27 protein-coding genes are annotated in these 25,229 nt (G+C 66.3%); 15 read left to right on the forward strand and 12 right to left on the reverse strand.

Going from position 1 to position 25,229, the window contains the following annotated elements:
- Window positions 1-23: 23 nt before the first annotated feature.
- A complete protein-coding gene (locus tag M3N53_02415; GenBank protein MDP9067187.1) occupies window positions 24-1,694 on the reverse strand; it encodes an acyl-CoA dehydrogenase family protein in 1,671 nt (556 codons plus the stop codon).
- Between the two features lie 23 nt (window positions 1,695-1,717).
- Here M3N53_02415 and M3N53_02420 point away from each other — a divergent pair, with 23 nt between their 5' ends.
- The 5 genes from M3N53_02420 to M3N53_02440 are packed head-to-tail and all read left to right on the forward strand — an operon-like array spanning window position 1,718 to window position 6,472.
- Window positions 1,718-2,635 carry an ABC transporter ATP-binding protein gene (locus tag M3N53_02420; GenBank protein ID MDP9067188.1) on the forward strand — a complete coding sequence of 306 codons (918 nt, stop codon included), beginning with the start codon at window positions 1,718-1,720 and terminating at the stop codon, window positions 2,633-2,635.
- Window positions 2,626-3,360 (forward strand): ABC transporter permease, encoded by a 735-nt coding sequence (locus M3N53_02425; protein MDP9067189.1) that lies wholly within the window; start codon window positions 2,626-2,628, stop codon window positions 3,358-3,360. The genes M3N53_02420 and M3N53_02425 overlap by 10 nt, the downstream gene beginning before the upstream one ends.
- Window positions 3,361-3,395: 35 nt before the next feature.
- Window positions 3,396-4,442 (forward strand): esterase, encoded by a 1,047-nt coding sequence (locus M3N53_02430; protein MDP9067190.1) that lies wholly within the window; start codon window positions 3,396-3,398, stop codon window positions 4,440-4,442.
- Window positions 4,439-5,179, forward strand: a complete 741-nt coding sequence (locus M3N53_02435) for an alpha/beta hydrolase-fold protein (GenBank protein MDP9067191.1) — start codon at window positions 4,439-4,441, stop codon at window positions 5,177-5,179. Before M3N53_02430 ends, M3N53_02435 begins: the two co-directional genes overlap by 4 nt.
- Before the next feature lie 48 nt (window positions 5,180-5,227).
- Complete coding sequence (locus tag M3N53_02440; GenBank protein ID MDP9067192.1) at window positions 5,228-6,472, forward strand: hypothetical protein; 1,245 nt, start codon at window positions 5,228-5,230, stop codon at window positions 6,470-6,472.
- Between the two features lie 6 nt (window positions 6,473-6,478).
- Here M3N53_02440 and M3N53_02445 read toward each other — a convergent pair whose 3' ends face one another.
- From M3N53_02445 to M3N53_02455, 3 genes are all read right to left on the reverse strand, one after another.
- The gene (locus tag M3N53_02445) at window positions 6,479-7,777 is read right to left on the reverse strand and encodes an MFS transporter (GenBank protein MDP9067193.1); all 1,299 of its coding nucleotides are present in this window, start codon (window positions 7,775-7,777) and stop codon (window positions 6,479-6,481) included.
- Window positions 7,778-8,764, reverse strand: a complete 987-nt coding sequence (gene glpX / locus M3N53_02450) for a class II fructose-bisphosphatase (GenBank protein ID MDP9067194.1) — start codon at window positions 8,762-8,764, stop codon at window positions 7,778-7,780. It abuts the gene before it with no gap.
- 77 nt (window positions 8,765-8,841) lie between these two features.
- Window positions 8,842-10,278 carry a hypothetical protein gene (locus M3N53_02455; protein MDP9067195.1) on the reverse strand — a complete coding sequence of 479 codons (1,437 nt, stop codon included), beginning with the start codon at window positions 10,276-10,278 and terminating at the stop codon, window positions 8,842-8,844.
- A gap of 171 nt (window positions 10,279-10,449) precedes the next feature.
- Between M3N53_02455 and M3N53_02460 the strand changes: the two genes are divergently transcribed.
- A complete protein-coding gene (locus M3N53_02460) occupies window positions 10,450-11,484 on the forward strand; it encodes a C40 family peptidase (GenBank protein MDP9067196.1) in 1,035 nt (344 codons plus the stop codon).
- A gap of 22 nt (window positions 11,485-11,506) precedes the next feature.
- Here the strand turns inward: M3N53_02460 and M3N53_02465 are convergent, their stop codons facing one another.
- The gene (locus tag M3N53_02465) at window positions 11,507-11,932 is read right to left on the reverse strand and encodes a DUF559 domain-containing protein (GenBank protein ID MDP9067197.1); all 426 of its coding nucleotides are present in this window, start codon (window positions 11,930-11,932) and stop codon (window positions 11,507-11,509) included.
- Between the two features lie 44 nt (window positions 11,933-11,976).
- Complete coding sequence (locus M3N53_02470) at window positions 11,977-13,269, reverse strand: polysaccharide deacetylase family protein (GenBank protein MDP9067198.1); 1,293 nt, start codon at window positions 13,267-13,269, stop codon at window positions 11,977-11,979.
- 114 nt (window positions 13,270-13,383) lie between these two features.
- Between M3N53_02470 and M3N53_02475 the strand changes: the two genes are divergently transcribed.
- Window positions 13,384-14,010 carry a hypothetical protein gene (locus M3N53_02475; protein MDP9067199.1) on the forward strand — a complete coding sequence of 209 codons (627 nt, stop codon included), beginning with the start codon at window positions 13,384-13,386 and terminating at the stop codon, window positions 14,008-14,010.
- 219 nt (window positions 14,011-14,229) lie between these two features.
- On the opposite strand, the gene M3N53_02480 is transcribed toward M3N53_02475, so the two are convergent.
- Window positions 14,230-14,997: a DUF3105 domain-containing protein gene (locus M3N53_02480; protein ID MDP9067200.1), complete on the reverse strand. Its 768-nt coding sequence runs from the start codon at window positions 14,995-14,997 to the stop codon at window positions 14,230-14,232.
- Window positions 14,998-15,024: 27 nt separating this feature from the next.
- On the opposite strand from M3N53_02480, the gene M3N53_02485 reads away from it, so the two are divergent.
- Window positions 15,025-15,375 (forward strand): hypothetical protein, encoded by a 351-nt coding sequence (locus tag M3N53_02485; protein MDP9067201.1) that lies wholly within the window; start codon window positions 15,025-15,027, stop codon window positions 15,373-15,375.
- Here the strand turns inward: M3N53_02485 and M3N53_02490 are convergent.
- Window positions 15,372-15,851, reverse strand: a complete 480-nt coding sequence (locus M3N53_02490) for a transcriptional regulator (protein MDP9067202.1) — start codon at window positions 15,849-15,851, stop codon at window positions 15,372-15,374. The genes M3N53_02485 and M3N53_02490 overlap by 4 nt on opposite strands.
- Window positions 15,852-16,024: 173 nt before the next feature.
- Between M3N53_02490 and M3N53_02495 the strand changes: the two genes are divergently transcribed.
- Genes M3N53_02495 through M3N53_02510 form a run of 4 tightly spaced genes read left to right on the forward strand, consistent with a single transcriptional unit; the run spans window position 16,025 to window position 20,134 of the window.
- The gene (locus tag M3N53_02495) at window positions 16,025-16,867 is read left to right on the forward strand and encodes a Ku protein (GenBank protein ID MDP9067203.1); all 843 of its coding nucleotides are present in this window, start codon (window positions 16,025-16,027) and stop codon (window positions 16,865-16,867) included.
- 15 nt (window positions 16,868-16,882) lie between these two features.
- The gene (locus tag M3N53_02500; GenBank protein ID MDP9067204.1) at window positions 16,883-17,254 is read left to right on the forward strand and encodes a hypothetical protein; all 372 of its coding nucleotides are present in this window, start codon (window positions 16,883-16,885) and stop codon (window positions 17,252-17,254) included.
- Complete coding sequence (locus M3N53_02505; protein ID MDP9067205.1) at window positions 17,251-18,018, forward strand: RNA polymerase sigma factor SigF; 768 nt, start codon at window positions 17,251-17,253, stop codon at window positions 18,016-18,018. Before M3N53_02500 ends, M3N53_02505 begins: the two co-directional genes overlap by 4 nt.
- Window position 18,019: 1 nt before the next feature.
- Complete coding sequence (locus M3N53_02510) at window positions 18,020-20,134, forward strand: PBP1A family penicillin-binding protein (protein ID MDP9067206.1); 2,115 nt, start codon at window positions 18,020-18,022, stop codon at window positions 20,132-20,134.
- On the opposite strand, the gene M3N53_02515 is transcribed toward M3N53_02510, so the two are convergent.
- The gene (locus M3N53_02515; GenBank protein MDP9067207.1) at window positions 20,131-21,552 is read right to left on the reverse strand and encodes a sensor histidine kinase; all 1,422 of its coding nucleotides are present in this window, start codon (window positions 21,550-21,552) and stop codon (window positions 20,131-20,133) included. The two genes, M3N53_02510 and M3N53_02515, sit on opposite strands and share 4 nt — an antisense overlap.
- 48 nt (window positions 21,553-21,600) lie before the next feature.
- Between M3N53_02515 and M3N53_02520 the strand changes: the two genes are divergently transcribed.
- Entirely contained in the window at window positions 21,601-22,284 is a 684-nt protein-coding gene (locus M3N53_02520) for a metallophosphatase family protein (protein ID MDP9067208.1), read from the forward strand.
- Between the two features lie 16 nt (window positions 22,285-22,300).
- On the forward strand, window positions 22,301-22,669 hold the full coding sequence (locus M3N53_02525; GenBank protein ID MDP9067209.1) for a DUF2203 domain-containing protein: 369 nt from the start codon (window positions 22,301-22,303) through the stop codon (window positions 22,667-22,669).
- A gap of 5 nt (window positions 22,670-22,674) precedes the next feature.
- Here the strand turns inward: M3N53_02525 and M3N53_02530 are convergent, their stop codons facing one another.
- From M3N53_02530 to M3N53_02540, 3 genes are read right to left on the reverse strand one after another with little or no spacing between them, the layout of a single operon-like run.
- Window positions 22,675-23,454 carry an enoyl-CoA hydratase/isomerase family protein gene (locus tag M3N53_02530; GenBank protein MDP9067210.1) on the reverse strand — a complete coding sequence of 260 codons (780 nt, stop codon included), beginning with the start codon at window positions 23,452-23,454 and terminating at the stop codon, window positions 22,675-22,677.
- Window positions 23,451-23,672, reverse strand: coding sequence for a biotin/lipoyl-binding carrier protein (locus M3N53_02535; protein ID MDP9067211.1), 222 nt, complete (start codon window positions 23,670-23,672; stop codon window positions 23,451-23,453). Before M3N53_02535 ends, M3N53_02530 begins: the two co-directional genes overlap by 4 nt.
- Window positions 23,665-24,555: a 3-keto-5-aminohexanoate cleavage protein gene (locus M3N53_02540; protein MDP9067212.1), complete on the reverse strand. Its 891-nt coding sequence runs from the start codon at window positions 24,553-24,555 to the stop codon at window positions 23,665-23,667. Before M3N53_02540 ends, M3N53_02535 begins: the two co-directional genes overlap by 8 nt.
- 33 nt (window positions 24,556-24,588) lie before the next feature.
- On the opposite strand from M3N53_02540, the gene upp reads away from it, so the two are divergent.
- A complete protein-coding gene (upp, locus tag M3N53_02545) occupies window positions 24,589-25,212 on the forward strand; it encodes a uracil phosphoribosyltransferase (GenBank protein ID MDP9067213.1) in 624 nt (207 codons plus the stop codon).
- The last annotated feature ends 17 nt before the right edge of the window (window positions 25,213-25,229 follow it).

The following is a 25,229-nucleotide window of genomic DNA, read 5'->3' on the forward strand; positions in this document are numbered from 1 at the left end:
GCAGAGTGAGGCGCGTATTGGTGCTAGATCGCGGACGGCTCCTCGTCCATCGCGAGCTCCAGATGCTCGGGGGCAGGAGGAGGAACGAGCCCGCGGCCCGCGAGCCGGACGGCCGCGGCAGCGGTCCTGTGGTCGCCGCGCTCAGCGCCCCAGCTTCCTTGCAGACAAAGCCGGGCGCAGGCGTACGCGGTCGCGAGTCCGAGCGCGATCGACCTGGCTTGGGCGGCATCTGCGACGCCGTCTCCGATGCGGTCGGCGATGACCCGCAATGCGGTGCTGGTCGCATCGACGGCTGCAGCCACGGCGCGATGATCCGACCGAGCGAGCGCATCCGCAGCATCGGCGACCACGACCTCCAGCGCCCGCGAGCGTTGCGCCGCGCGGAGGAAGTCGAGGGCGAGAACGTTCGTCGTCCCTTCCCAGATCGGGATGACGTGGGTGTTACGGACCAGCGCCGGGATCGTCGAATCCTCGCAGTAGCCGACGCCGCCGACGGCCTCCATCGCCTCCGTTACCGCCGCGATCGACCAGCGTCCCGTAGTGAGTTTCGTCAGAGGCGTCAGCCCCCGCAGCAGCGTCTGCTCCTCTTCCGACGCCGCGCCGTGCTCGACCTTCCCCATCAGCTCGCAGCACCTCATGGTCAACGCCAGCGAAGCCGCGTGATCGACGGCCATGTCTGCCAGCGTCGCGCGGTGGGCGGGCAACTCCGCGAGCCGCGTGCCGAACGCCTCGCGGACGCTGGCATAAGCGCGCGCCCATGCAAGCCCTCTCGCTATCGCGGAGGTAGCTCCCAAAGAGTTGTGGATCCGCGTGATGTTCAACATCGTCGCGATCCGCCTGACGCCGCCGCCGTCCAGCGGATCCCCGACCGGGTACGCCACCGCGCCCTCGAGCTCCAGCTCCGCCGTCGGAAGAGCCCGGGTTCCCAGCTTCTCTTTGAGCCGCCGCACCGTGATGTGGTTCGGCCCCTCTTGGAGTTGGCGATGGATCCGGAAGAGAGCCAGCCCTCGGGAGCCCTCCGGCGCCCCCTCGGGGCGGGCCAGCGTCAGCGCCATCTCGGATGTCGTCGCGCTGGTGAACCACTTCGTCCCATACAGACGCCATGTTCCCGACTCGTCGCGTCTGGCAACGGTGCCGGTACGGGAAACGTCGGATCCCCCGGCCGTCTCGGTCATCCACTGTCCGCTCGTCCAAGCCGAGGCCGGGTCGCGGGTGGTGAGGTGACCTACAACGGCTATGTCGTCGAGGTCCCCGTGTAGCAGCAGCGTCCGGGCGGCGCCGTCTGTCATCGCGACCGGACAGCTGTAAAGAGCTGAAGAGGGGCCCCACATGTGCAGCAAGGCGGCCCACACAACCCTCGCCTTCGAGCCGTAGGCGCTGTCCTCGTACGGCAACGCCGTCACCCCGGCGCGGACGCCGATCCGGCCTAGCTCCGTGTACGCGTCCGACACGATGATCTGATCAACCCGTTTGCCCCACGCCGAGTACGGCACCAACCGCGGCGGCTCGAGCTCGGCCCGCGCCGCCAGCTCCAAGGTCGCGGGCGCAACCGCGACATCTCCCATATGGGCAAGCTCCTGCGACGCGAGCGCGAAAGCGTCTTCGCCGAGATGGAACAGGACGGACTCCCGCAAAGTGCGATCGCCCGTCCAGGCGCTGGCAAGGATGGGCGGCGTCTGCAGAAAGCCCGGCATCTGCGGAGCTTATTCTCCAGCCCATGCCACCCCCTGCGATCGACGTGCGCGCCCTCAGGAAGTCCTATGGCAACGTCAAGGCGGTCAGCGGCATCGACCTGCAGGTCCAAGCTGGTGAGGTCTTCTCGTTGCTCGGGCCGAACGGCGCCGGAAAGACGACGACGGTCGAGATCCTCGAAGGCCACCGCAAGCGCAGTGGAGGCGAGGTGAGGGTCCTGGGACACGATCCCGGCAAGGGCGAGAGCTCGCTCAAAGCGCGGATCGGGATCGTTCTGCAAGAGACCGGGGTCGAACGGTTCCTCACCGTCGCGGAGGTGATCGACCGTTTCCGCGGGTACTACCCTGCGCCTCGGCCCCTCGAGGAGATCATCGAGGTAGTGGGCCTGCAGGAGAAACGCGACACCCGCGTGCGCAAGCTGTCGGGCGGCCAGCAGCGCCGCCTCGACGTCGCTATCGGCCTCGCGGGCGATCCCGAGCTGCTCTTCCTGGACGAGCCCACGTCTGGGTTCGATCCCGCCGCCCGGCGCAATGCGTGGGAGATGATCCGCAACCTGAAGAACCTCGGGAAGACGGTGTTCCTCACCACCCACTACATGGACGAGGCACAGAACCTTGCAGATCGCGTCGCGATCATCGTCGGGGGGCGGATCGTGGCAGAGGGACCGCCGGGATCGCTGGTGGGGGCCGACGCGACCAAGACGAAGATCCGCTTCAAGCTGCCCGATGGAGCGCCGGACCTGCCTCCCGGTGCAGCACAGGCTGCGGTGGAGACCGGTGGCGATGTCCTCATCCACACTGCCGACCCCTTGCGGCTGTTGCACACGCTTACCGGGTGGGCGCTCGAGAACGACGTGGCGCTGGGCGACCTGTCGGTGAACCAGCCGTCGCTGGAAGACGTTTATCTCGAGCTGACAGGCGTCGGCGAGAAGGCATGGACGTGAACGCGCTGAGCGTGACGTTGAGGGAGTTCCAGTACAACAACAAAGCCTTCTGGCGGAATCCGGCCGCGGCTTTCTTCACCTTCATGTTCCCGTTGATGTTCCTGGTCATCTTCAACGGCCTCTTCCAACAGACCCAGTTCTACGTCCCCGCGATCGGTGCATTCGCAGTGATAACGGCGTGCTTCACGCACATAGCGATGGGTGTGACGATCTCGCGCGATCAGGGGGTACTGAAACGCGTTCGCGGAACCCCCCTCACACCCGCGAGCTACCTGATCGGCCGCGTCCTCCACGCGGTGTTCATCGGGCTCATCCTCGTAGCGATCGTCACCATCGCCGGAACCCTCTTCTATGACGTTGACCCACCGTCGTATGTAGGGCGATTCGTCGCGACGCTGGCTGCGGGAGCAGCTTCGTTCTGCGCGCTCGGGCTCGCCTTCACCGCCGTCATCCCCAACGAGGAGGCCGCTCCCGCGGTCGTCAACGCGGCGGTGCTGCCGCTCGCGTTCATCTCCGACATCTTCATCCCCTCGGATCACGCACCGGAGTGGATCCAGACCATCGCCGATATCTTCCCGATCAAGCACTTCGCGCAGGCGATGCTCGCGTCGTTCGACCCCACCTTCCGGGACTGGTCCAGCAGCGACCTGCTGGTGGTTGCGCTGTGGGGGGTCGGCGGCCTCATCCTCGCCATCAGGTTCTTCTCGTGGGAACCTCGCCGCTAACGCGCCGACCGGTTCCGAAGGCTCTGGAACCCGTCATGGGACCGGACCACGTCGTGTTCAGGCTGCGCGATGACGACAGCACGCTCGAGAAGGTGGAGCTGAGCCAGGAGGTCATTCGGCCACGCCTCGGCCCGCCTTTCGAGCGTGACCCCGAGGAGAGGCTTTGGAAGCTGCGGTTCGAGCGCCCCGAAGCCGATCGGATGGAATACATGCTGCACCTGATCCACAACGACGGCGCTGAGCAATGGATCAACGACCCCGGGAACCCGCTGGTGGCGCCCGGCCCGTTCGGCGCGAAGTCCGTCGTCGAGTGGCCGGAGTACGCGCGGCCCTCGTGGCTCGACGAGGAAGCACGTCCGGGTGACAAGCGGGAATTAGCCGTCACGACGCGCTCCCCACGCGCTCGCTTCCGCGTCATCCTCTGGTCCGTGCCGGGACTGGAGGTCGACGAGCCCGCCCCTTTGTTGATGGCACACGACGGTCCGGAGTACGACGAGCTCTCGTCGCTCACCCGGCTCCTGGAGGTGCGTTACGCCGCGGGGGACCTGCCCAAGATGCGAGCGGCACTGATCGCGCCGGTCGACCGGGACAACAGCTACTCGGCTTCGGCTGCGTATTCGCGAGCCTTCGCGTACGACCTGTTGCCCGGCATCGAGCGGTCGGCTCCTACCCCACACGGCCGCTCGATGCGCGTCGGCATGGGTGCGAGCCTCGGCGCGCTGGCGATGTTGCACATCCACCGCACGGGTCCCGCGACCTTCGGCGCGCTGTTCCTCCAATCCGGCAGCTACTTCAGGCAGCGATACGACCGGCAGGAATCCGGCTTCGCGCGCTTCCGGCGGATATCGCGCTTCATGGGTCAGGTCCTGACGGCGGACGAGTGGCCGCACCCCATCACCTTGACGATGACGTGCGGAACGATCGAGGAGAACCTGCACAACAACAGGGCCGCGCGCGATGCACTCGCACTACAGGGTTATGAGGTTCGCCTGGTCGAGAACAGAGACGGACATAACTGGGTGGGTTGGCGCGACACCTTCGATCCACACCTGGTCGGTCTCCTGCAGACGATGTGGTCGTGAGGCGCGAGCACGTCTCGATCTACGCGCCGGCGATCGGCGGCGAGGGCGAGCTGATCGTCTACGGGGACTGGGGTCGCCCACTGCTGGTGTTCCCATCGCAACAGGGCCGCGCCTGGGATTACGAGAACAACGGGATGATCAGCACGATCGCGCCTCTGATCGAAGCGGGCCGCGTGAAGGTCTACTGCGTGGACAGCTACGACGCCGGGAGCTGGGATCGGGCCGACCTGCCTCTTGAAGAGCGGGCCCGACTCCACAACAACTACGAGGATTGGATCGTCAACCAGATCGCGCCCTGGATCCACGCGGACTGCGGCGGCTTTGTCGAGACGATGGTCACGGGTTGCAGCTTCGGCGCATACCACTCGGCGAACGTCACCCTGAAGAGAGCCGATCTCTTCCCCGTAGCCATATGTCTCAGCGGCGTCTACGACGTGTCGGCCCTGGGGTGGGGGGATCGAGGCGACGCGGTGTACTTCAACAATCCCATGGACTACGTCTCACACCTGGATGGAGACCATCTCGAGTGGCTTCGTAACCGGGCGAGCCTGGTGCTGGTGTGCGGCCAGGGGCAATGGGAGGACACGACCGGAGCCCTCGAGTCCACGAAAGCTTTCGCCGGTCTGCTCGGCTCGAAAGGCGTCCGCCACGAGCTGGACCTGTGGGGGCACGACGTTCCACACGACTGGCCGTCGTGGCGCAACCAGATCGCGCACCATCTGCCGCGCTTCTGCTGAGGGGCCGCTCCGGATTCGACCGCGGAGCATCGGCCTATGCTTGCCCGCATGGCGCGGAACCATCTGGTGGGGCTTCTGTTGGGCACCGAGGAGGACTGGCCCAGCGCGTTCGAATCGATGATGCGGCGGCTGTCGCCCACCATCTCGTACGAGGGGGAGGATCACACCTTCTCCACCGAGCGCATAACGATCGAGCCATTCGACCTTCGAGCCGTCCCGCGCTACTCACTCGTCATCGATCGGCTGGCGCACTGGTACTACGTGCCGCGGGAATGGTTGAAGAAGGTTGCGCTGATGAACGACGTGTACCTCATGAACAACCCGTTCACCTTCCAGTCCATGGAGAAGCATGCGGCCTACGCCGCGATGATCAGGTTGGGTTTGAAGGTCCCTAACACGTGGTTGATCCCTTACAAGAAGCCGCCGGACAACCCGCGCTTCCCCTACACCGCAGCCAAGTACAACCAGCCGTTCGAGCTCGACCGGATCGCGGAGCAGATCGGCTACCCCTTGTTCATGAAGCCCTTCGACGGCGGCGCGTGGGTCGGGGTAACGAGGATCAAGGATCCAGAAGAGCTACACCGGCGTTACGACGAGTCGGGCGAGCGGCTCATGCATCTACAGGCGTCGGTAGAGAACTTCGACGTGTTCGCCCGCAGTCTCTCGATCGGCGCCGAAACGATGGTCATGCGGTACGACCCGTCGCAGCCGATCCACGGCCGCTATCAGGTCCAGCACGGCTTCCTCGACCCGGAGGTGGGGCGGGAGGTCGTCACGATCGGGCGTCTCGTCAACGCGTTCTTCCTGTGGGAGTTCAACTCGTGCGAGACCCTGATCAAAGACGGCCAGGTATTCCCGATCGACTACGCGAACGCATGCCCCGATGTCTCGTTGACCAGCCTCCACTACTACTTCCCGTGGGCGATCAAGTCGTTGATCAAGTGGTCGTTGTTCTGCGCCGTTACCGACCGGCCGATGCAGATAGAGATGACGATGAAGAAGTACTTCGCGGTCGGGGACCGTGAAGACCTGTCGTACGAGGAGAAGCTCGAGCACTACGGGCGGCTCGCGGACGAGCACTTCCAGTCGGCGCAGTACCACCAGTTCTTGGACAAGCACATCCCCGAGATCGACGACGTGATGGTCGAGTACATAGCGAGCCAAGACTTCGACCACCTGTTGGTCGACACGGTCAAGTCAACGTTCCCACTACACGAGCACGAGAGGTTCATCGCGCACTACCGCGGACTGATGTCGCTCTGGGTGAAGGACCAGGCCGCGGCGCCGGCCTAGCGCGCCTTACGGGGACTCCTCTCCTACGCGGGAAGACGACGCGTACTGCTTCAGAACTGGAAGCCTCCAGGTCAGCAGGCGCGTAGCGAGCAGGCACGCGGCCCCCCCGAACACGATGGAGCCCGGCGCGCCCAACACTCCCGCCGCCAGACCCGCCTCGAGGTCGCCGAGGCGCGGCCCCCCCGTCACCACCATCAGGTTCACCGAGTTCACACGGCCCCGCAGGAAGTCGGGCGTGTTCGCATTGAGGATCGTTCCGCGGAAGATGGCGCTGATGACGTCGGCCGCGCCGGCTATGGCTAGGAACAACAAGACGAGGACGACCGAGAAGACGCTCAAGCCCGCGAGCGCGATCGCAGCCCCCCAGACGATCACGGCGATCACGACGGCGCGGCCTTGGCGGGTGACGTTCCTGACCCAACCACTCGAAACAGCCGCAACCAGCGCACCGACCGAGGGGGCCGCGTACAAGAGCCCGAGTCCCGCCGGCCCGAGCCCGAGCGTCCTCTCCGCCAGCTCGGGGAATGCAGCGCGCGGCATCCCGAACACCATCGCAACCAGATCGATCGTCAGGATCGAGAGGATCAATGGGGTTCCCCAGGCGTAGCGCAAGCCCTCCCGGATCGACTGCAGTGGCGTCTGATCCACCTCTGCGGCAGGGATGCTCCTCGGAACCCACCTCAGCGCAACCAACGCTGCCACGAATGAGAACGTGTCGATCACGTAGACCCAGCGAACGTCGTTGCCGAGGGCTGCGATCAGGATCCCCGCCGCGAACGGCCCGGCGATCTGGGTCGTCTGGAAAACCACCTGTCTCAGTGCGAGAGCGGCCGGGATCTTGTCCTGCGAGACGAGGCTCGGGATGATCGCGGAGCGAGCAGGCCGATCGAGCGACTGGAACACGGCTCCCACCGCCGACAACACGTAGATCGCCAGCAGCGAAGGCTCCTCCTGGAACGACACGGCCGCTAACCCCGCGGCCGTGACCATGAGGCCGGCTTGCATCTGCGCCATCAGACGCCTGCGGTCGGTTCGGTCCGCGAGCGCACCGCCGATGATCGAGAAAGCGATCAACGGGACGACTTCGACGAGACCGATGAGCCCGACCGCCACGGTCGACCCCGTCAGCTGGAAGACCTGGTACGAGACCGCCAGGATCCGCATCTGGGTTCCCATGAGCGAGACGATCTGCCCCAGCCACAGAGCGCGGTAAGGCACCGACTCCCGCAGCGGAGAGATGTCCAGCGCCCACTGCCGCAGCGGCGGGAATCGTCGGGCGGAACCCGGACCTAGGTTCCGCGGCAACTAGTACAGGTTCGAGAACTGCGCGAGCTTGTTGCGGCGGTGGATCGCGTCGATTATCCGGACCGTGCCCGAGCGCGAGCGCATCACGATCGACTGGGTGCGGGCGCTGTCGCCCGAGTACTGCACCCCGCGGATGAGGTCGCCGTCGGTGATCCCGGTGGCCGCGAAGAAGACGTTGTCGCCTGACACGAGGTCATCCGCGGTCAGGATCTGATCCAGGTCGTAGCCCGCGGCGAGAGCCGCCTCGCGCTCGTCTTCGTTGCGCGGCCACAACCGGCCCTGGATGACGCCTCCGAGACACTTGATCGCGGCCGCCGCGATCACGCCCTCGGGCGTCCCGCCGATGCCGAGCAGCATGTCGACGCCCGACGACTGACGCGCCGCGCTGATCGCGCCGGCAACGTCACCGTCGGTGATGAAACGGATCCGGGCGCCGGCCTCTCGCACCTCTTTCACGATCTGCTCGTGACGGGAGCGCTCCAGGATCGTGACCGTGATGCCGGAGACGTCCGTCCCCTTCACCTTGGCGAGCCTTTCGAGGTTGTCGGCGATCGGCGCGTCGAGATCGAGAACGTCCTTCGCCTCGGGACCTGCTGCGATCTTCTCCATGTACATGCAGGGTCCCGGGTCGAACATCGTCCCGCGCTCGGCGAGGGCAACCACCGCCAGCGCGCCGTTCATCCCCTTCGACGTAAGCGTCGTCCCGTCGATCGGGTCGACCGCGATGTCGACCACCGGTGGCTCGCCGTTGCCGATCCGCTCACCGTTGTAGAGCATCGGCGCGTTGTCCTTCTCGCCCTCGCCGATCACGACGACGCCGTCCATCGGGACGGTGTCCAGCAGGAGCCTCATGGCGTCGACGGCCGCCTGATCGGCGGCCTCTTTGTCCCCACGCCCCATCCACCGCGCCGCGGCCAGGGCAGCTGCCTCGGTGACACGCACCAGCTCGAGCGCGAGGTTGCGATCCGGGGTTCCGTTCTCGGGCACGTGTCCTCCTGGTGACGATTAGGCGAACACAGACCCTAACTGGCGGGTCATCCGGAGGCGCCGGAGCGACTCGGCCGTCAGCAGGACGGAAGTGGGAACAGACAGCGCGTCTTGCGGACCTTGTCGGGCTTCTCCAGCAGCTTGTCCCCCGCCGACTGCTTGATGAATATGGGGTTCGCCACCGGCTTCGGCCCACCAAGCGCGTTCTTCAGCGTCGTGTCCCCCGACACCACGAAGATGTTGCCCTTGTGATCGAAGTTGACGGTGAAGAAGTCTCCGAGCCGGCGATCTCCGCCCTCGAAGTTCGCGCTGGCGTTGCAGGCGGTCCCGCTCAAACAGATCTTCCCGAGATGGATCGGGCGGCCCGACGCATTCGCCGTCTGGAACTGCGGTGCAACGAACCGCTTGGAGCCATCGGAGCAGGTGACCGTCGACCCGTGCCCATTGGTGGTGTAGGCGACGAACGGATAGAAGCCCTTCTTGCCCTGCAAGGTCTGGTACCAGGTGATCGCAACACGGCCATCGTCACCGGCGATGATCCACGGCCACAGCGCGTCGCCCTCCGGGATCGGCACGCGCACCGGAGCGCTCGCCCACTCGTTGGTCGCGCGGTTGAAGTAGTTGAACGTGACCTCCCCGTCGATCTCGGTGTCGTTGGACCCGGAGTAGCCACCCGCGTTCGCAGCGTAGATCCAGCCGGCGCGGTCCGCCGCGATCGCGCCGAAGAACTGAGTCGAGGACCCAAGCGGCGCCGGATAGCTCTCCCACGTCTTACCGTCGTCGGCGGTGATCGCGACGCCGCCCGCATCCATCGGGCCGAGCAAGCCGGTTTTCGGGTTGAGCGGGTCGACGATCAGCTTGCTGTCCGCGGGGAAGCTGGTGGTCACCAACTTGAAAGTGAGCCCGCCGTCGGTCGACCGCCATAGCTGCTTCGGGAGATTGACGTAGAGGAAGACTTCGTCCGGTTCGGCCCCCGTAACCCAGGGCCGGTCGCCCGACGCTGCGATCGGGTTCGCCGTTGGCCACGATTGACCGTCGTCGGGGCTCGCGAACACCGCGACGTTCGCCAGGTTGATCTCGACGTTGTAGAGCTTCCCGCCAGCGTCCATCGTGAGGTCCGGGTCGGAGAAGCCCGTCGAGGTGGCGCTGTGCGGGCCCTCGGGCGCGCCCGCGAGACCAACGTACTTCCACGTCTTGCCGCCGTCATCGCTTCGCCAGTTGAGCGTCTGGTTGTAGTAGCTGCGGAGGAAGTCGCTGCTGCCCGGAGCGGCCTGGGGGTCCTTGTAGATGTGGGTCGTGCCGGCGTGGGCGGACACGATGATCGAGCCGTCCTGAGCGACGATGCTGACCGGCTCGCCTCCGGCGCGGCCCTTGTCGATGAAGGTGGGCTTCGAGAACTTCAGCGGCGCGGGTTTCACCGAGGGGCACTTGGCGGTCGAGGAGCCGGCGTAGCCGAGGGGCAACAGCGCCGCCAGCAGGGCCGGAACCAGCAGCAGACGCAACCTCTTGCTCATCTAACTGGCCCCCTTCGCACGCGGTCTCCGACGCGACAGGGTTGGCTTCGTATGCGGTTTCTCCTGCCTTTTGATGGTGTTGTTAATTACTGTTGCTCGTGTCCACTTAGTCCGCGAATTACACCGAAGCCATTTTTCAAGGTGCCCACATCGCCCCTCGATAGCTACCGTATGACTCGGACACAACGGGCAATCCTGTCGCTGCTCACTGCCGCGATCTTCGGCTCCTCGCTCCCGGCAGCCCACGCGGCGCAGGAGCCGCTCCCTGAGTGGGTGCGGCCCGCGGTGAGATACCTGGTCGACAACGGCTACATGGAGCGCGAGGGCTTCCGGCCCAACCAGGCGATGACGCGGGCGGCCTTCAAGCAGCTGATGAAGAAGGCGTTCGGCGGCGGCTACAGCAGGGACGAGGGCGACGTCACCGCCGGTGAGGTCGCCGCCGCGCTGGTGCGGCAGCTGGGCCAGGCGCCGGTTGCGACCAAGCTGTCGCAGGCAACGTCGCCCGACGGGTGGGACCCGGGCGTCGGCAAGCGGTTCGGCTCCGAGATCGTGGCCCGCGAGCTGGGTCTCCGCCGCGACCGTCCGACGACGGAGGAGACGCATGACGCCGCCGCGAACGAGGCGATGAGGCAGGGCGACGTGGCGTGGGCAGTATGGAAGGCGAAGACCGCTCCCTCCATCTACGGCGCCGACGCGTTGAACAGCTTCCAGCTGGCCAACTACTCGGAGACGCGCCGCCAGGTCGTGAAGTTCGCGCTATCGCTGGTCGGCGCCCCCTACGTGTGGGGCGGCGAGTGGCCCTCCACTACCCCGTCCGGTTATCCGTACGGCGCGCAGGCTCAGGGCGGGTTCGACTGCTCGGGGTTCATCTGGTACGTGATGCAGAAGAAGACCTCCAGCTTTGCCCCCCTTGGTCGCTCCTACGAAGGCTGGGCCATCCCCGAGCGCTCCTCCTACGACATGGCCGGCGCGATCGGGTCGCGCAAGCGCCTCGGCCTCAAGGAGCTGAAGCCCGCCGATCTCGTGTTCTTCGCCCCGGACGGTCGCGACGCCAAGGCTTCGAGCGTGTACCACGCAGGCCTCTACCTCGGCAACGGCTGGATGATCCACTCGTCCGGGGGGCGGGCGGGCATCAGCCTCGCTCAGATAAGCGCGGGCTCGTGGTGGAACGACCAGTTCGCGTGGGGCCGCCGGATCATCACGTAGCTGCTTTTCGACAAAACGTGCGTTAAACGCACGAAAAATGCGAAAGCGGCCGGTGGAACGCACGGCTCACGTCGCGCAGGAACGTGTCCCGCTGGGGGCCGAGCATCTCATTCGTCGCCTGAATGACCACCCAGCCCAGCGCGGTGAGCGCGTTTCTCCGCTCGCGGTCGCGACTCCATGCGGCACGCCCACTATGGAAACGGAAGCTGTCGACCTCGATGATCAAGCGGCGATCGACGAACGCTAGGTCGACCCGGCCCACGAAACTCCCGTCGTCGTCCAAGACCTTCTGCCGGATAGGAGGCGGATATCCCTCCTCCCGCAGTAAACGAAGCACCTTCACCTCCATCGCGCTCTCTGCCGGACGCGCGGCACCGCGCAGCTCGAGCAATCGTCTGAGCCGCGAACAACCCGGCTGGTTCACCGGCAGGTCCGCCAGTCGTTCCACAACCGGTACAAGAGCGATGGGCCCGCCGCAGCGCGCGCAGAGGGTTAGTTGTGGACGAAGACCGGCATCCCTACCGGATTGCGGTAGTAGAACTTCTTCTCGACGTAGCGCGGGATGCGAACGCATCCGTGGCTCGCCGGGTACGTCGGCACCGAGTTGCTTCCGTGGATGGCGTAGCCCCCGATGAAGTAGCTGGGCCAGTACAGGGTGCCGAGGCGGCTGTGCCTCTCGCCCGGGATCTTTCGCTCGATGACGAAGTCACCGCGCGGCGTGTGGGCCTTGTAGGTCTCACCGTCGACCGTGTAGTACTCCTCGTTCCCGCTGGAGATGGGGATCGTGTGGCGGACCTTGCCGTCTCTCACCTCGAACAGGACCTGGCGAGAGATGTCCACGTCGACGTAGTTGCCCGGGCTACGGCGGGGCGCGGTCGGTCGCCCAGACATCGCGAGCTCGGTCACCTGCGCCGGGGTCATCACGCCATCTCGCGCGAGACCCCTGGTCTTCTCGAAGGCGTAAGTCGCCTGCAGCGTGGAATAGCCGAAAGCCCCGTCGACCCCGCCCGCGGGGTAGCTGTTGCGGTTCAAGAGCCTCTGGAGGAAGGCGACCTCGGCCCCGCCGCTACCCGCCCGCATCGTGACGTCCCACCGGATCGCGTGCACGTTCGTGAGGCCGTCGATCGTGCGCAGGTTGAACCCCCGCCGGCGAAGCCCCGAGATGATGCCGTCGAGTGCCTTGCGGTGGCTCTTTCGCCACAGGTCCAAAGAGATGATCGAACCGTCCTCGGCGGCGCGCACCACCCGTCTCTTCACCTTGCGAGCCAGGCCTCCCCCGGCGCGCTTCGTCCAGCGCACCGACCGATAGCCCATCGATCCCGCGACCCGCAGCACCCGAAGGTCGCGGGCGCCCTTCGGCGCACGTAGGAACGGCTTGGGTCCCACCCCCACCTTGTTCAGCGCGTCCTCGGCCCTGTTGATCGAACGCCGGATCTGGGCATCCGACAGGGAGGTGAAGCGGGCATCGCCGTAACCACGGTTGCCGAGGGTGTGGCCCGCGGCCTTTGCGAGCCGGGCCTTTTCTTGATGGTGGTCGACCCATCGCCCCGGCAGGAAGAACGAGGCCTTCGCGTTCTCGCGCGCGAGGGTCTCCAGCACCGAGAGGAAAGAGCGCGAGCGCGTCTGGCCCTCGAAGGTGATCATCGCGACGCGCTTGTCCGGGCCCACAACCCACTCCGACGGCGGCAGCGCCGTGGCCGCGGCCACGGCGACGGGGGCCGTTGAGCCCAGCACGCCGGCCGTCAACGCCGCGACGAGCGCCGCCCCGATCACCTTCGTCCGCATCACGGGCGGAAGTGTACAAACTCGCCCCGTCAACTCCACCGCAACGGTGGCAGGAAAAGCAGGCATCGCCGCCGAATGACCGTCTAGCAAGGGGGGACCGACTCCCATACGACGATGGAGGTGCTCATGAAGTCTCGTTCCGTACGCACGCTCGCGGTGCTGGCCTCGGCCGGACTGCTCGTGGGCGCGTTCGCCGTCGGCCCCGCCGACGCCGCAAAGAAAAAGAAAAAGAAGGCCTGCGCCACCTACACGCCGCAGGAAGTCGCGGCCGACGTTCCCGTCACGAAGATCACCGATGCCCACACGGCAGAGGCTCCTCTGGAGCTCGAACTGGATACTCCCGAGGGTGTCGGGTTCACGAACGCCGACAGCACCGAAGACGACCCGACCCACCACGGGTTCCCGGGTCACACGTACGTAAACGTTCAGGTGGACCCCGCCGCCAAAGTGACGGGCCTCTACGGGCTGCTGGAGTTCGACGTCGTATGGGACTACGACCTGGTCTTCCGCGGGGATGACGGTGCGGGTCTGGCCTACTCCGCCGGAGGCGCTCCCTACATCCTGTTCTTCGACGGAACCGGCCACGGAGGCAAGGCGGGTCCCGGCACCGAGCAGATCGATGGGCTGGCGAGCGCCGATTGCACTGGGTACCTGGTGGACGTCACCAGCGCCACCACGCCGGGCGACAAGGTCACGCTGAAGCTGTGGCTGGGCGAGCCCACTTACAAACCGGGTTCCTAAGCGACCAACCCTCACCTAGAGGAAGAAGAGACCGGGCTTCGGCCCGGTCTCTTCGCGTCCAGCCCCACCCGCGGGCTGAGCCCGTCCCTGCTTTCGTTGAGATCCGGGTCCTGGCGGCGGAGCCCGCGCACGGACGCCGGCGCGAGGGACAGCCGGACCGAGGTGGGTCAGCGGTGCCGGGGGGTTCCTCTCGCGGGCGGACCCCCAGTGTTCTTTCGGTTAGCTCTTGCTGGGTGAGGCCTCGGGGGTGGCCTCGTCCTCGGCGCCAGGAGATGGCGTGGCTTCGGCGTCACCCTCGGCCTCGGCGGGCTCGAACGGCTCCGGCTCACGGTGCTCGCAGACGTTCGGGGTGTTGGCCTCCGGGGCGTCGCCGCCGCGTCTGAACTCGTCGATGAACTCCCTGACCGAGTCCCGCTCGGCGCTGTCGAGCTCCATGGTGTGGCCCCAGGCCGCGATCGTGATCGGAGAGTCCATCGTCCCCACGTAGGGCATCGAGAAGACGCTGTCTTCGTACTCGCCGACGATCGACTCCAACGTCTTGATGTCCTCGGGGTTCGTGTCGGGGCGGTAGAGAAGCCCGACCGCGCCGTGCTCGAGGTTGTGAACCATGCTCTCGTTGGGGACCGGCTCCGCATACACGCCGCAATCCACCGACTGCGGGGCGTGCTGTCCCGAAACCGGGGGGCTGTCTTGGTAGCTCACGGGCCCGTCCGTGTGCTGGTTCGCCCCCGCGGTGCTGAAGTCGTTGATCGGGTGGCCGTTGATCTCGTCTGGCGCGGCCGGACGCACGAACAGGAACCAGCCGGCGAAGACCAGCAGCCCCAGGAGCACCACCCGACGGATGAGGCGCTCGCGCTGCGCCCTCTTGCGCTGCTCGGCCAACGCCTTCGCCTTGGCGGCGCGCTTCGCCTCTAGGCGTTCACGCCTCTTCTCGTTGGGATCGACCCCGGGCTGAGCAGGCTTCTTCTGCGATCTCTTCTTGGCCACGGGTGGGGAGGCTATCTTGCCTTCTCGATGAGCCCAGACATGTGGCGCAGCGTGCTGATCGGCGCGCTCGCGATCAACGCGGTCGCCGGCTTCGCCTACCGCTTCTATCGCTATCGGAAGGGCGGGCCGATCGGCGACGTATGGGGGCAGGCGATCCTGGGCCTCCTCCTGCTGGCGCTGGCCACGGCGGCCGCGCTCGGCGCGGGCTGGCCGCGGTGGCCGGCCTTGGGCTACGCGGCGCTATTCGGGCTGGTCGTGATGCCGATCTGGACGCTGGGGGTGCTGATCCCGCTGCCGCCGCGCCGCCTTGACTACGCGTTCACCGCGCTGTACTGGGTGACGCTGCTGGTGATCGGAGCTGCCGCGGTCGCGCTCTAGGCGCCGTTGGAGGACAGAAGCCCCCAGTCGCCGAGACGGCGAGACAGGTCATCGGCGCTCGTCTGGTAGAGGAGCGCGAGGGCCATGAGGTCATCCTCGCGGATCGTCAGCACCCTGCCGTTGTAATCGCCGCGCTGGATCTGGATCGCATGGGTGAAGCGGGACAAGGGGTCACGGTCCGACTCCGGCACCTTCTCGAGCCCCTCGAGGTCGAGAACGACCCGGCGGCGGCCCAGGGGCTCGCCGGGCGTGACGCGATCGTCGTCGGGAAGGATCTCGCTTACCGGGACTCCATAGAACTCCGCCAGTTCGGAGAGCCGCGCGACCGTGACGTTGCGGTCGCCACGCTCGTAGGCACCAACGACGGCGGCCTTCCACTTGCCCTTGGAGGCCTGCTGGACGTCTTGGAGGGACATCCCCTTTTGGATCCTGATCTTCCGGAGCCGCTCTCCCAGTTGGCCTGCGTAGTCGCTCATATGGTGTCCAGCTCCTTTTTCTACGTTGAGGCCGCAACCCGCGGGGGGCGGGTCACGTTGAATATTTGCTCCCGATGCTGAGTTTTCGACGCGGAGCGTCAACCCCCTTCTCCGAAACGACTACTTTCCGTGTTCACCCAGGCGTAATCGCTTGACTTAGTAGAATCCGACCAGTGAAAGCTCTCTGGAAAGGCGCCATCACCTTCGGCCTGATCAGCATCCCCGTCCGCCTGTATTCGGCGGTGCAGGAGAAGCGCCCCAAGTTCCACCTCCTCCACGAAGAGGACCGCGGCCGCATCAAGTACCAGCGCATCTGTTCCAAATGCGGCAAAGAGGTCTCCTGGGACGACCTGGTCAAGGGCTATGAGGTCTCGAAGGACCACTACGTCGACTTCTCCGAGGACGAGCTGGAGGCCCTAGGCGTGGACTCGGTGAGCGCCATCGACGTCGTCTCGTTCGTGCCGCTGACGTCGATCGACCCGGTCTACTTCAACAAGACGTACTACGTGGCACCGGAGCCCTCGGGACTGAAGGCCTACCGCCTGCTGGCGGAGGCGCTGGAGGCCGAGGGCCAGGTCGGGGTCGCGAAGGTTGCCTTCCGCGAGAAGGAGCACCTGGCAACGATCCGGCTGAAAGACGACGTGTTCGTGCTGGAGACGATGCACTGGCCCGACGAGATCCGTGCGCCCGAGTTCGAAGAGCTCGACAAGAGCGTGAAGATCCGCGACGCCGAGGTGAAGATGGCGCGCCAGCTCGTCCAACAGCTCTCCAATGAGTTCAACCCCAACGAGTTCGAGGACGACTACCGCAAAGCGGTGGAGGCTCTGATCGAGAAGAAGGTGGAGGGCGAGGAGATCACCGTCGCTCCCCCACCGACCGAAGAGCCGACCAAGGTCGTCGACCTGATGGAGGCGCTGCGCGCGTCGGTCGACGAGGCGAAGAAGCGCAAGCCGAAGCCCGAGGAGGATGCTCCGAAGAAGAAGCCGGCGGCGCGCAAAAGGGCCTCTGCCTCCTAGGGGGGCGGAACTCGTATGGACGACATCTCGATCAAGATCCCCGCGTCGCCTGTCTACCTGCAGGTGGTCCGTCTCGTCGCGGCGGGCCTCGCGACGCGGCTGCGGTTCACGCTCGACGACATCGAGGACCTGAAGATCGCGGTCGACGAGATGTCTGCCTACTTCACCGGCACGAACGGGCGGGAGGGAACGATCGAGGTCCACTTCACCGTCCACCACGACCGGTTGGAGATCTCCGGCACCGGCACGTTCGCGACCGGCGAGAAGGTGCGAACCGATCTCACCGAGTTCTCACGGATGATCCTGGACACCGTTGCGGACTCCGCTTCGCTCGATCAGACCAACGGTACCCCCACGTTCAAACTGGTGAAGAGCAAAGCCAAGTGAACGACCGCGCAACGCTGTCCAAAGATGAGGTGCGTTCACTGTTCGAGGCATATCGGGCCGCGGGGCGCAACGAGCAGCCGGCGCTGCGCGAGCAACTGGTCGAGCAACACATCGGTCTGGTGGAGTTCCTGGCTCGCAGGTTCCGCAACCGCGGCGAGCCGCTGGAAGACCTAGTACAGGTGGGGACGATCGGGCTTCTCAAGGCGATCGAGCGGTTCGATCTCGAGCGCGAGGTCGAGTTCTCGACCTACGCGACTCCGACGATCGTGGGCGAGCTGAAGCGGCACTTCCGCGACAAGGGGTGGGCGGTGCGCGTTCCGCGCCGCCTGCAAGAGCTCCACCTCGAGCTGACGAAGGTCGTAGGGCACCTCGGGCAAGACCTGGGTCGCTCACCGACCGTGCCCGAGATCGCCCACTCGATGGGAACCACGGAGGAAGCGGTGCTGGAGGGGCTCGAGATCGCGCAGGCATACAACTTCACCTCCCTGGACGCTCCGATCGACACCGACGACGGCGGATCGACGTCGTTCGCGGATCAGCTGGGAGAAGACGACGAGCACCTCGAGAACCTGGAGTACAGGGCTTCGTTAGCCCCCGAGATGGCGAAGCTTCCGGAGAGGGAACGCAAGATCCTCTACCTGCGGTTCTTCAAAGGCCTGACGCAGTCCGAGATCGCCGAGCGCCTCGACATCTCGCAGATGCACGTCTCGCGCCTGCTCAACCGGACGCTCGCGAACCTTCGCCACGCGCTTGAGGACGAATGACGTGGCAGCTCCCCGCGTGCGAGCGGTCGCACTGGCTGCAGCCTGCTGCCTCTTGGGTGCCGCCTGCTCGCTCGCTCCGGTAGACCTGAAGAACGAGCGCCCTCTCGCCGTCCGCACCACGATCACCGCCGCAGACGGAACACTCCTAGCGCGCTTGTTCAAGCAGAACCGTGTCTTGGTGGGGCCGAAGGAGATCCCGTCTGTCCTGAAGGAGGCGGTGCTGGCGGCCGAGGACGCACGGTTCTTCGAACATTCCGGTTACGACCTGCGCTCGATAGCCCGCGCTGCCCTCGTGAACATCGACGAGGGCGAGGTCGAACAAGGCGGGTCGACGATCACACAGCAGTACGTGAAGAACACCTTCTTCCGGGACGCGCCGCGGACGTTCGAACGAAAGGCGCGCGAGCTTCGCCTCGCGATCGAGGTGGAACGGCGCTACAGCAAAGAAGAGATCCTCGACCGGTACCTCAACACCGTGTACCTGGGACAGGGCGCCTACGGCGTGAAGGTCGCGGCGAAGACGTACTTCGGACGCGGCCTCGCGACGCTCACGCTTCGCGAGGCCGCACTGTTGGCCGCGCTTATCAAGGCTCCGTCGTACTACGACCCGCGCGACCATCCGAAGCGCGCGCTGGAGCGGCGCAACTACGTCCTCGATCGACTCGTCGCTCTGAACAAGATCGATCGCGCCACCGCGAACAAGACCAAGAACATGACGCTCGGGGTCATCCCCGACCCGCCGAAGACGCGGACGCGCGAGCCGTACTTCGTCGAGGCCGTCAAGCGCGAGGTGATGAAAGACCGTCGCTTGGGTCGGGGCGAAGACGAGCGGGCGCAGGCCCTCTACAAGGGCGGGTTGCGGATCCAGACAACCCTCGACCCGCGGCTCCAGGAGGCCGCGGTGCAGGCGGTCGAAAACAACCTGGGGCTCCCCGGTGACCCCGAAGCCGCGCTCGTCGCGATCCGCCCGCAGACCGGCGAGATCGTCGCGATGGTCGGTGGCCGCGACTGGAACGCCTCGCAGGTCAACCTCGCGCTCGGCAAGGAAGGCGGTGGGTCGGGGCGGCAGCCGGGCTCTGCGTTCAAGCCGATCGTCGCGGCCGCCGCGCTGGAGCAGGGGATCTCGTTGGACACGCGCTTCGGCGCGGGTCCGGCCTCGTTCTTGCTGCCCGACGGGTCGACCTGGACCGTTCGCAACTCGGAGGGGACCTCGGGAGGAACGCTGCCGTTGGACGAAGCAACGGTGCGCTCCGTCAACGGGGTCTACGCGCGCCTCGCTCTCGAGATCGGGCCGGGGACCATCGCGACGCAGGCGAAGCTGATGGGGATCCGCTCGAAGCTTCCGGTCTACCCGTCGATAGCCCTGGGCTCGGCACAGGTGAGCGTTCTGGACATGGCGACGGCCTACGCAACGCTCGCCAACAACGGCACCGCGATAGAGCCCACGACGATCAAGGAGGTGCGTACCGGCACCGGTGAGATCATCAAGCCGGAGCAGCAGGTGGTGCCCGAAGCCGTGTCGCCGGGGAACGCCTTCCTCCTGACGAAGGTGCTCGAGCAGGTGATCGAGCGAGGCACGGGGCAAGCCGCGGACATCGGACGGCCCGCGGCGGGCAAGACGGGAACGACCAACGAGTACAACGACGCCTGGTTCGCCGGCTACACGCCCGACCTGGCCGTGGCGGTCTGGGTCGGATATCGCTACCCGAAGCCGATGACGAACGTCCATGGGATCCGCGTGTTCGGCGGGACGTTCCCGGCGCAGATATGGAGAGACTTCATGCTGGCCGCCCACGCAGGGCTTCCGGTGAAGCGCTTCAAGTTGCCCAAGAGCGACCTCGTGACCGTGATGATCGACCCGGTCACCGGGCTTCTGGCGGCGCCGTGGTGTCCGGGGAAGCCGCAGACGATGCTTCGCCAGCTGGCCCCCACGGAGTACTGTCCACCACCGCCACCGGCACCAGTTCCGACCTTGTCACCGGGGGCCACCCCGTCACCGGCCGGCACGCGCCGGCCCTCGCCGGAGGCGACGGTGGGTGCGCGCGGCAACGCCAGCCCTGAGCCGACGCCGTCAGGGCAGACCTCGCCAACACCCCGCCCCACGCGTACCGGCTAACGCGGCGCGGGCACCCGCACCTCGACGCGAGTTCCGTCGTCCGCCGCGACGGTCATCGTCCCGCCCAGCTCGTCGATCAACGAGCGGACGATCTGGAGACCGAGCCGCGCGCCGCTCAGCACGTTGGTCGAGATCCCGATCCCGTCGTCCCACACGACCATCACCACGTGGTCGTCTTCGCGCGATAACTCGACCTTGATCGTCCCGGCGCGATCGTCGGGGAACGCATGCTCGATCGCGTTCTGCAACAGCTCTGCAAGCGTGACCGCCAGCGGCGTCGCGAGATCCGCCCCCAGCGCCCCGGCCACGCCCGACACCTTGACGTCCACGCTTTGGTGCGGGAGCACCAAGCCGTCTCCGACCATCTGACCGATCCGGCGGGCGACCTCTCCGAACTCGGCCACGTCTTGCGGGTTCTCGGCCAACGTCTCGTGCACCAGCGCGATCGAGCCGATGCGAACGACGCTCTCGTTCAACGCGGCCTTGGCTTCCTCGGAGTGAACCCTCCGACCCTGCAAGCGCAGCAGCGATGCGATCGTCTGCAGGTTGTTCTTCACACGGTGATGGATCTCTCGGATCGTCGCGTCCTTCACCAAGATGACCCGATCCTTCTGACGCAGCTCGGAGACGTCGCGGGAAAGCGCGAGGCCACCCGCCACACGTTCGCCCTCGAACAGAGGGAGCACACGGAGCCGGATGTGAGTGTCACCGCGCGACAGCTCACCGTCCAGGAGACGGCCCTCCAGCAGGGCCTCCTTCACCGGGGTCTGCCCCAGCCCCAGCTCGTCCAGCTCGCGCCCCAGGACGTTCTGCGCGACCCCCAGCCGCCGCAGCGAGCTCACGGCGTTCGGCGAAGCCCAGGTGAGGTGACCCGCCTCGTCGAACGTCAAAAGCCCGTCACCGACACGCGGCCAATCGCCCGCGGGCGTGTCGGGGTACGGGAACGTGCCGGCGCTGATCATCTGCGAGACATGCTCGGCCGCGTCCAGGTACACCTGCTCCATCCGGCCCGGCCTGCGAGAGGTGGCGGGACTGCCCTCCTTCGTGACGACGCCGACCACGCGTTCCCCATACCGCACCGGCACCGCATCCATCCGGATCGGGATCCCGTCGACCAGCACCGGATCCGCCTGCGCCCACACGCGGCCCTCGCGGAATGCCCGCTCCACGATCGGTTGCTCCGGCTGCGTCACCCGGTGCCCCACGAGGTCCTGCGGGTACAACGTCTGGGACGTGAACGGCCGCAGCTGCGCGGAGATCTCGAAAGAGTCCTCGTCGGCAACCTTCACGTAGAGCAAGAGGTCCGAGAAGGAGAGGTCGGCCAGCACCTGCCACGACCGGCACAGGCTGCGCAGATGCTCGGCCTCGGGGCGGGTGAGCGGCGAGACGGCGAGGATGCGGTCGGCGAGCGTCGCCATCGCTGCATCGTAAGTCGCACGCTCTTGTGACCACTACTATCCGCACCCATGCGCATAGCCGTGCTCGCCGACATCCATGGGAACCTCGTCGCGCTCGAGGCCGTCGTCGAAGACATCGCGAAGCATTCGCCCGATCAGATCTGGTGTGGAGGCGACCTTGGGTGGCTGGGCCCACGCGCGCAGGAATGCATAGCCGTCGTGCGAGAGGCGGGGTGGCCGACGGTGAAGGGCAACACCGACGTCTGGATCACCGGCGATCCGCAGACGGTGGAAGACGAAGACTCCAGGTCCACCCTCATCGGGGTCGCGGGAGCTCACGACGTTTCCGAAGACGACGTGCGCTGGTTGATATCGCTGCCGCTGGGACATGCAGGACCCGGCTCGATCCTGATGGTGCACGGGACGCCGGAGTCTCCGTTCACCGCACCCTTCCCCGACGAACCTCCCGCTGCCTTCGCTCCGTACGAAGGCAAAGCGGGGCTCGTGCTGTTCGGCCACGTCCACATCCCGTTCGTCCGGCGCCTGAGCGACGGGACCGTAGTTGCGAACCCGGGCTCCGTTGGGCTGCCGGTCGAGGGACAGGACGCCTCGTACATGATCGTGGACCAGCACGGTCCCCACTGGACGATCCACCACCACCACGTCGCGTTCGACGTCGATGAAGCGATCTCGCAGGCGCGCGACTTCGGCGGTCCCGCGGGAGAACGCTTCATCGCGCTCCTCCGCGACTAGCGCGCGAGCACACCCAGTGAGCGAGAAGCGCTACACCGTCCGGGAGGCGAACGCGCTGCTGCCCTACCTCGCCCCGACGCTCGTCGAGCTGCGACAGAAGTCCGAAGAAGCCATTCGGATCCAGGAAGCGATAGAGCAGTCGAGCGTCTCGAACGGCGGTTCGGCCAAACGCGAGAGGTGGACCCGCACGCTTGCGCGCGTGCAAGAGCTGATCGATCGTCTGAACGAGTGGGAGATCGAGCTGAGAGACCTAGACAGCGGCCTGGTGGACTTCCCGGCGGTCATCGCGGGATCCGATGCGTATCTGTGTTGGCGGTTGGGCGAACCGGCCGTCGCGCACTGGCACTCGCCCGAGGACGGGTTCCAGGGCCGCAGACCGCTCTAGCACCATCAGTGGCCCTTGAAATCCGGGGGGCGGTTCTCGGATAGAGCGCGCAACCCCTCCTGTAGATCCTCGCTCGCGTACACCGCGGCGACCAGCCGGTCGAGCTCCGTCACCACCTGCTTCTTGTCTTCCCGCGTGCTGCCGAGGTGATCCAGGACCGCTTGGATGGACACCTTGGTGCCCTGGACCGACAGCGGGGCGCGCTGTGACAGCTCGCGGGCCAGGTTCTGAGTCGCCGCCTCGAGGTGCTCCGGCGCGATCGACCGCGTGATGATCCCCGCGGCCTGGGCCTCCTCGCCCGAGTACGTCCGACCGGACATCAACATCTCTTTCGCGATGGCTTGCCCGGCGAGGAGCACGAGGCGCTCTATGTTCTCGAAGTTCACAAGGATGCCGAGCTTCGAGGACGGGATGCCGATCTTTGCCACGGACTCCGCCATCCGGAAGTCACAGACGCTGGCTAGCTGGAACCCGCCACCGAGAGCGGCCCCGTGGATCGAGGCGATCGTTGGGAGCCGATGCCGAGCGAGCGCGTCGAGCATGCGCTCGAAGGCCGGCAGGAACTGCAGCGCGCCAGTGCCAGACACGGCCGCGAGGTCGGCGCCCGAGCAGAAGACGGGGCCCGCACCCTTGACGACCAGCACCCGCGCGGCGCTCCCGTCGACCTCCCTGATGCCGCCCACGATGGCGTCGCACATCGCGACCGAGAGCGCATTGCGCCCGTCCGGGCGATTCAGGGTGAGGGTAGCTACGCGGCCATCGTCGCTGCTGTCTAGGAGGATCATGAGGGGTCTATAACCGCGATCACGTCTCCCTCTTGTACGACGTCTCCCTCGGACGTCAGGAGCTCGCTGATCGTGCCCGATGCCGTCGCCTCGACCGGGATCTCCATCTTCATCGATTCGAGGATGCAGATCGCGTCGCCCTCTTCGATCGCGTCGCCGGGGATGACGAGCACCTTCCACACGTTCGCGACCATCTCGGCCACGACCTCCTCAGCCATGCGCCGGCTCCTCGTAGGCGCTGCGGTCCGGCGGGTCTTGCAGTGACAGGAGTCGCCGGGCGGTGGCGGGGTCCGCTACGTCGCGCCCCGACAGCTCGACCAGATGAGCTGCCGCTTCCACCAGCTCACCGTTGGACGAGGCCATCGAGCCAGTGGGGAGATAGAAGTTGTCCTCGAGGCCGACGCGCACGTTCCCACCGAGAGAACACGCGGCGGCGACGAGAGACCACTGCAGGCGGCTGATCCCGATGACCTCCCAGGTGGAACCGTCGGGGAGAAGGCTCGCCATGTGTGCGAGCGTCCTCGCATCCGGCGGCGCGCCACCCAGCACGCCGAGGATCAACGAGAACTGGACCGGCTGCTTCAACAGTTCCATGTCGATCAACGGCATGACGTTTCCGATGTGGCCCGTGTCGAAGCACTCGCACTCCGGCTTGACGCCGACAGAGTTCATGCGCTCGAGCAGATAGGTGATGTCGCTGAAAGGGTTGGTGAAGACGAAGTCGAAGATCATCGACTTGCGCTTGGACGAGTACTTCGCGTAGTTCATCGAGCCCATGTTGAGCGCCCCCAGCTCCGGTCTCAGGGCCACGATCTTCTGCACCCGCTCCTCGATCGGGATCCCGACCGCGCCCGTGGAAAAGTTCACGATCACGTCTGGGACCTCCGCCAGGATCGCCTGGGTGATCGCGCGGTACTCCTCGACGCGATAGCTGGGCCTGCCGTCGGGGTAACGCGCGTGGATGTGCAAAACGGACGCACCCGCGTCGCGGGCGCGCCGAGCCTCTTTGGCGTAGTCCTCGGGCGTGTACGGGATCCCGGGGCACTGGTCCCTGTTCGCGGCGACCCCGCTCATCGCACAGGTGATCACGCAGAGGTCCACGACGCGGAAAGCTAAACGATTATCCTCGCCCGCGTGACTGTGACGGTGGTCGATCACCCGCTGGCACAACACCTCTTGCTCTCACTGCGCGACGAAACGACGGCGCCCGAGCAGTTCCGGCACGTTACGAAGCGCCTCACGACGCTGCTCATGCTTCAGGCGACGGTCGACTTCCCCACACGCGAGGAAACGGTTACTACACCGCTCGAGAACACGCAGGGCCGCGTCCTGGACGGTGCGCTGGTGGCGGTTCCGATCCTGCGGGCGGGGCTCGGGATGCTAGACGCCGTGGTGGAGCTGTTCCCGACGGTGCGCGTCGGCTACCTCGGCCTCGAGCGCGACGAGGCAACCTTCGAGCCGTCGGAGTACTACGCGAAGCTGCCGCGCCTCGAGGAGGCGCTGACGTTCGTGCTGGACCCGATGCTCGCGACAGGCGGCTCCGCGAACGCCGCTCTGGACTCCGTCAAGGAAGCCGGTGCTTCCTCTATCCGGATGGTGTCGATCGTGGCCGCGCCCGAGGGAGTGGCGGCCCTCCAGCAGAGACACCCGGACGTGGAGATAGTGACGGCGTCGGTCGACCGGGAGCTGAACCGCTCCGCCTACATCGTCCCGGGACTCGGCGACTTCGGCGACCGATTGTTCGGAACCGAGCCTTAGCCGGGGACCCGCTGCGG

It is taken from the genome of Actinomycetota bacterium (genome assembly GCA_030776625.1).
In the GTDB taxonomy this organism is placed as follows: Bacteria; Actinomycetota; CADDZG01; order CADDZG01; family WHSQ01; genus MB1-2.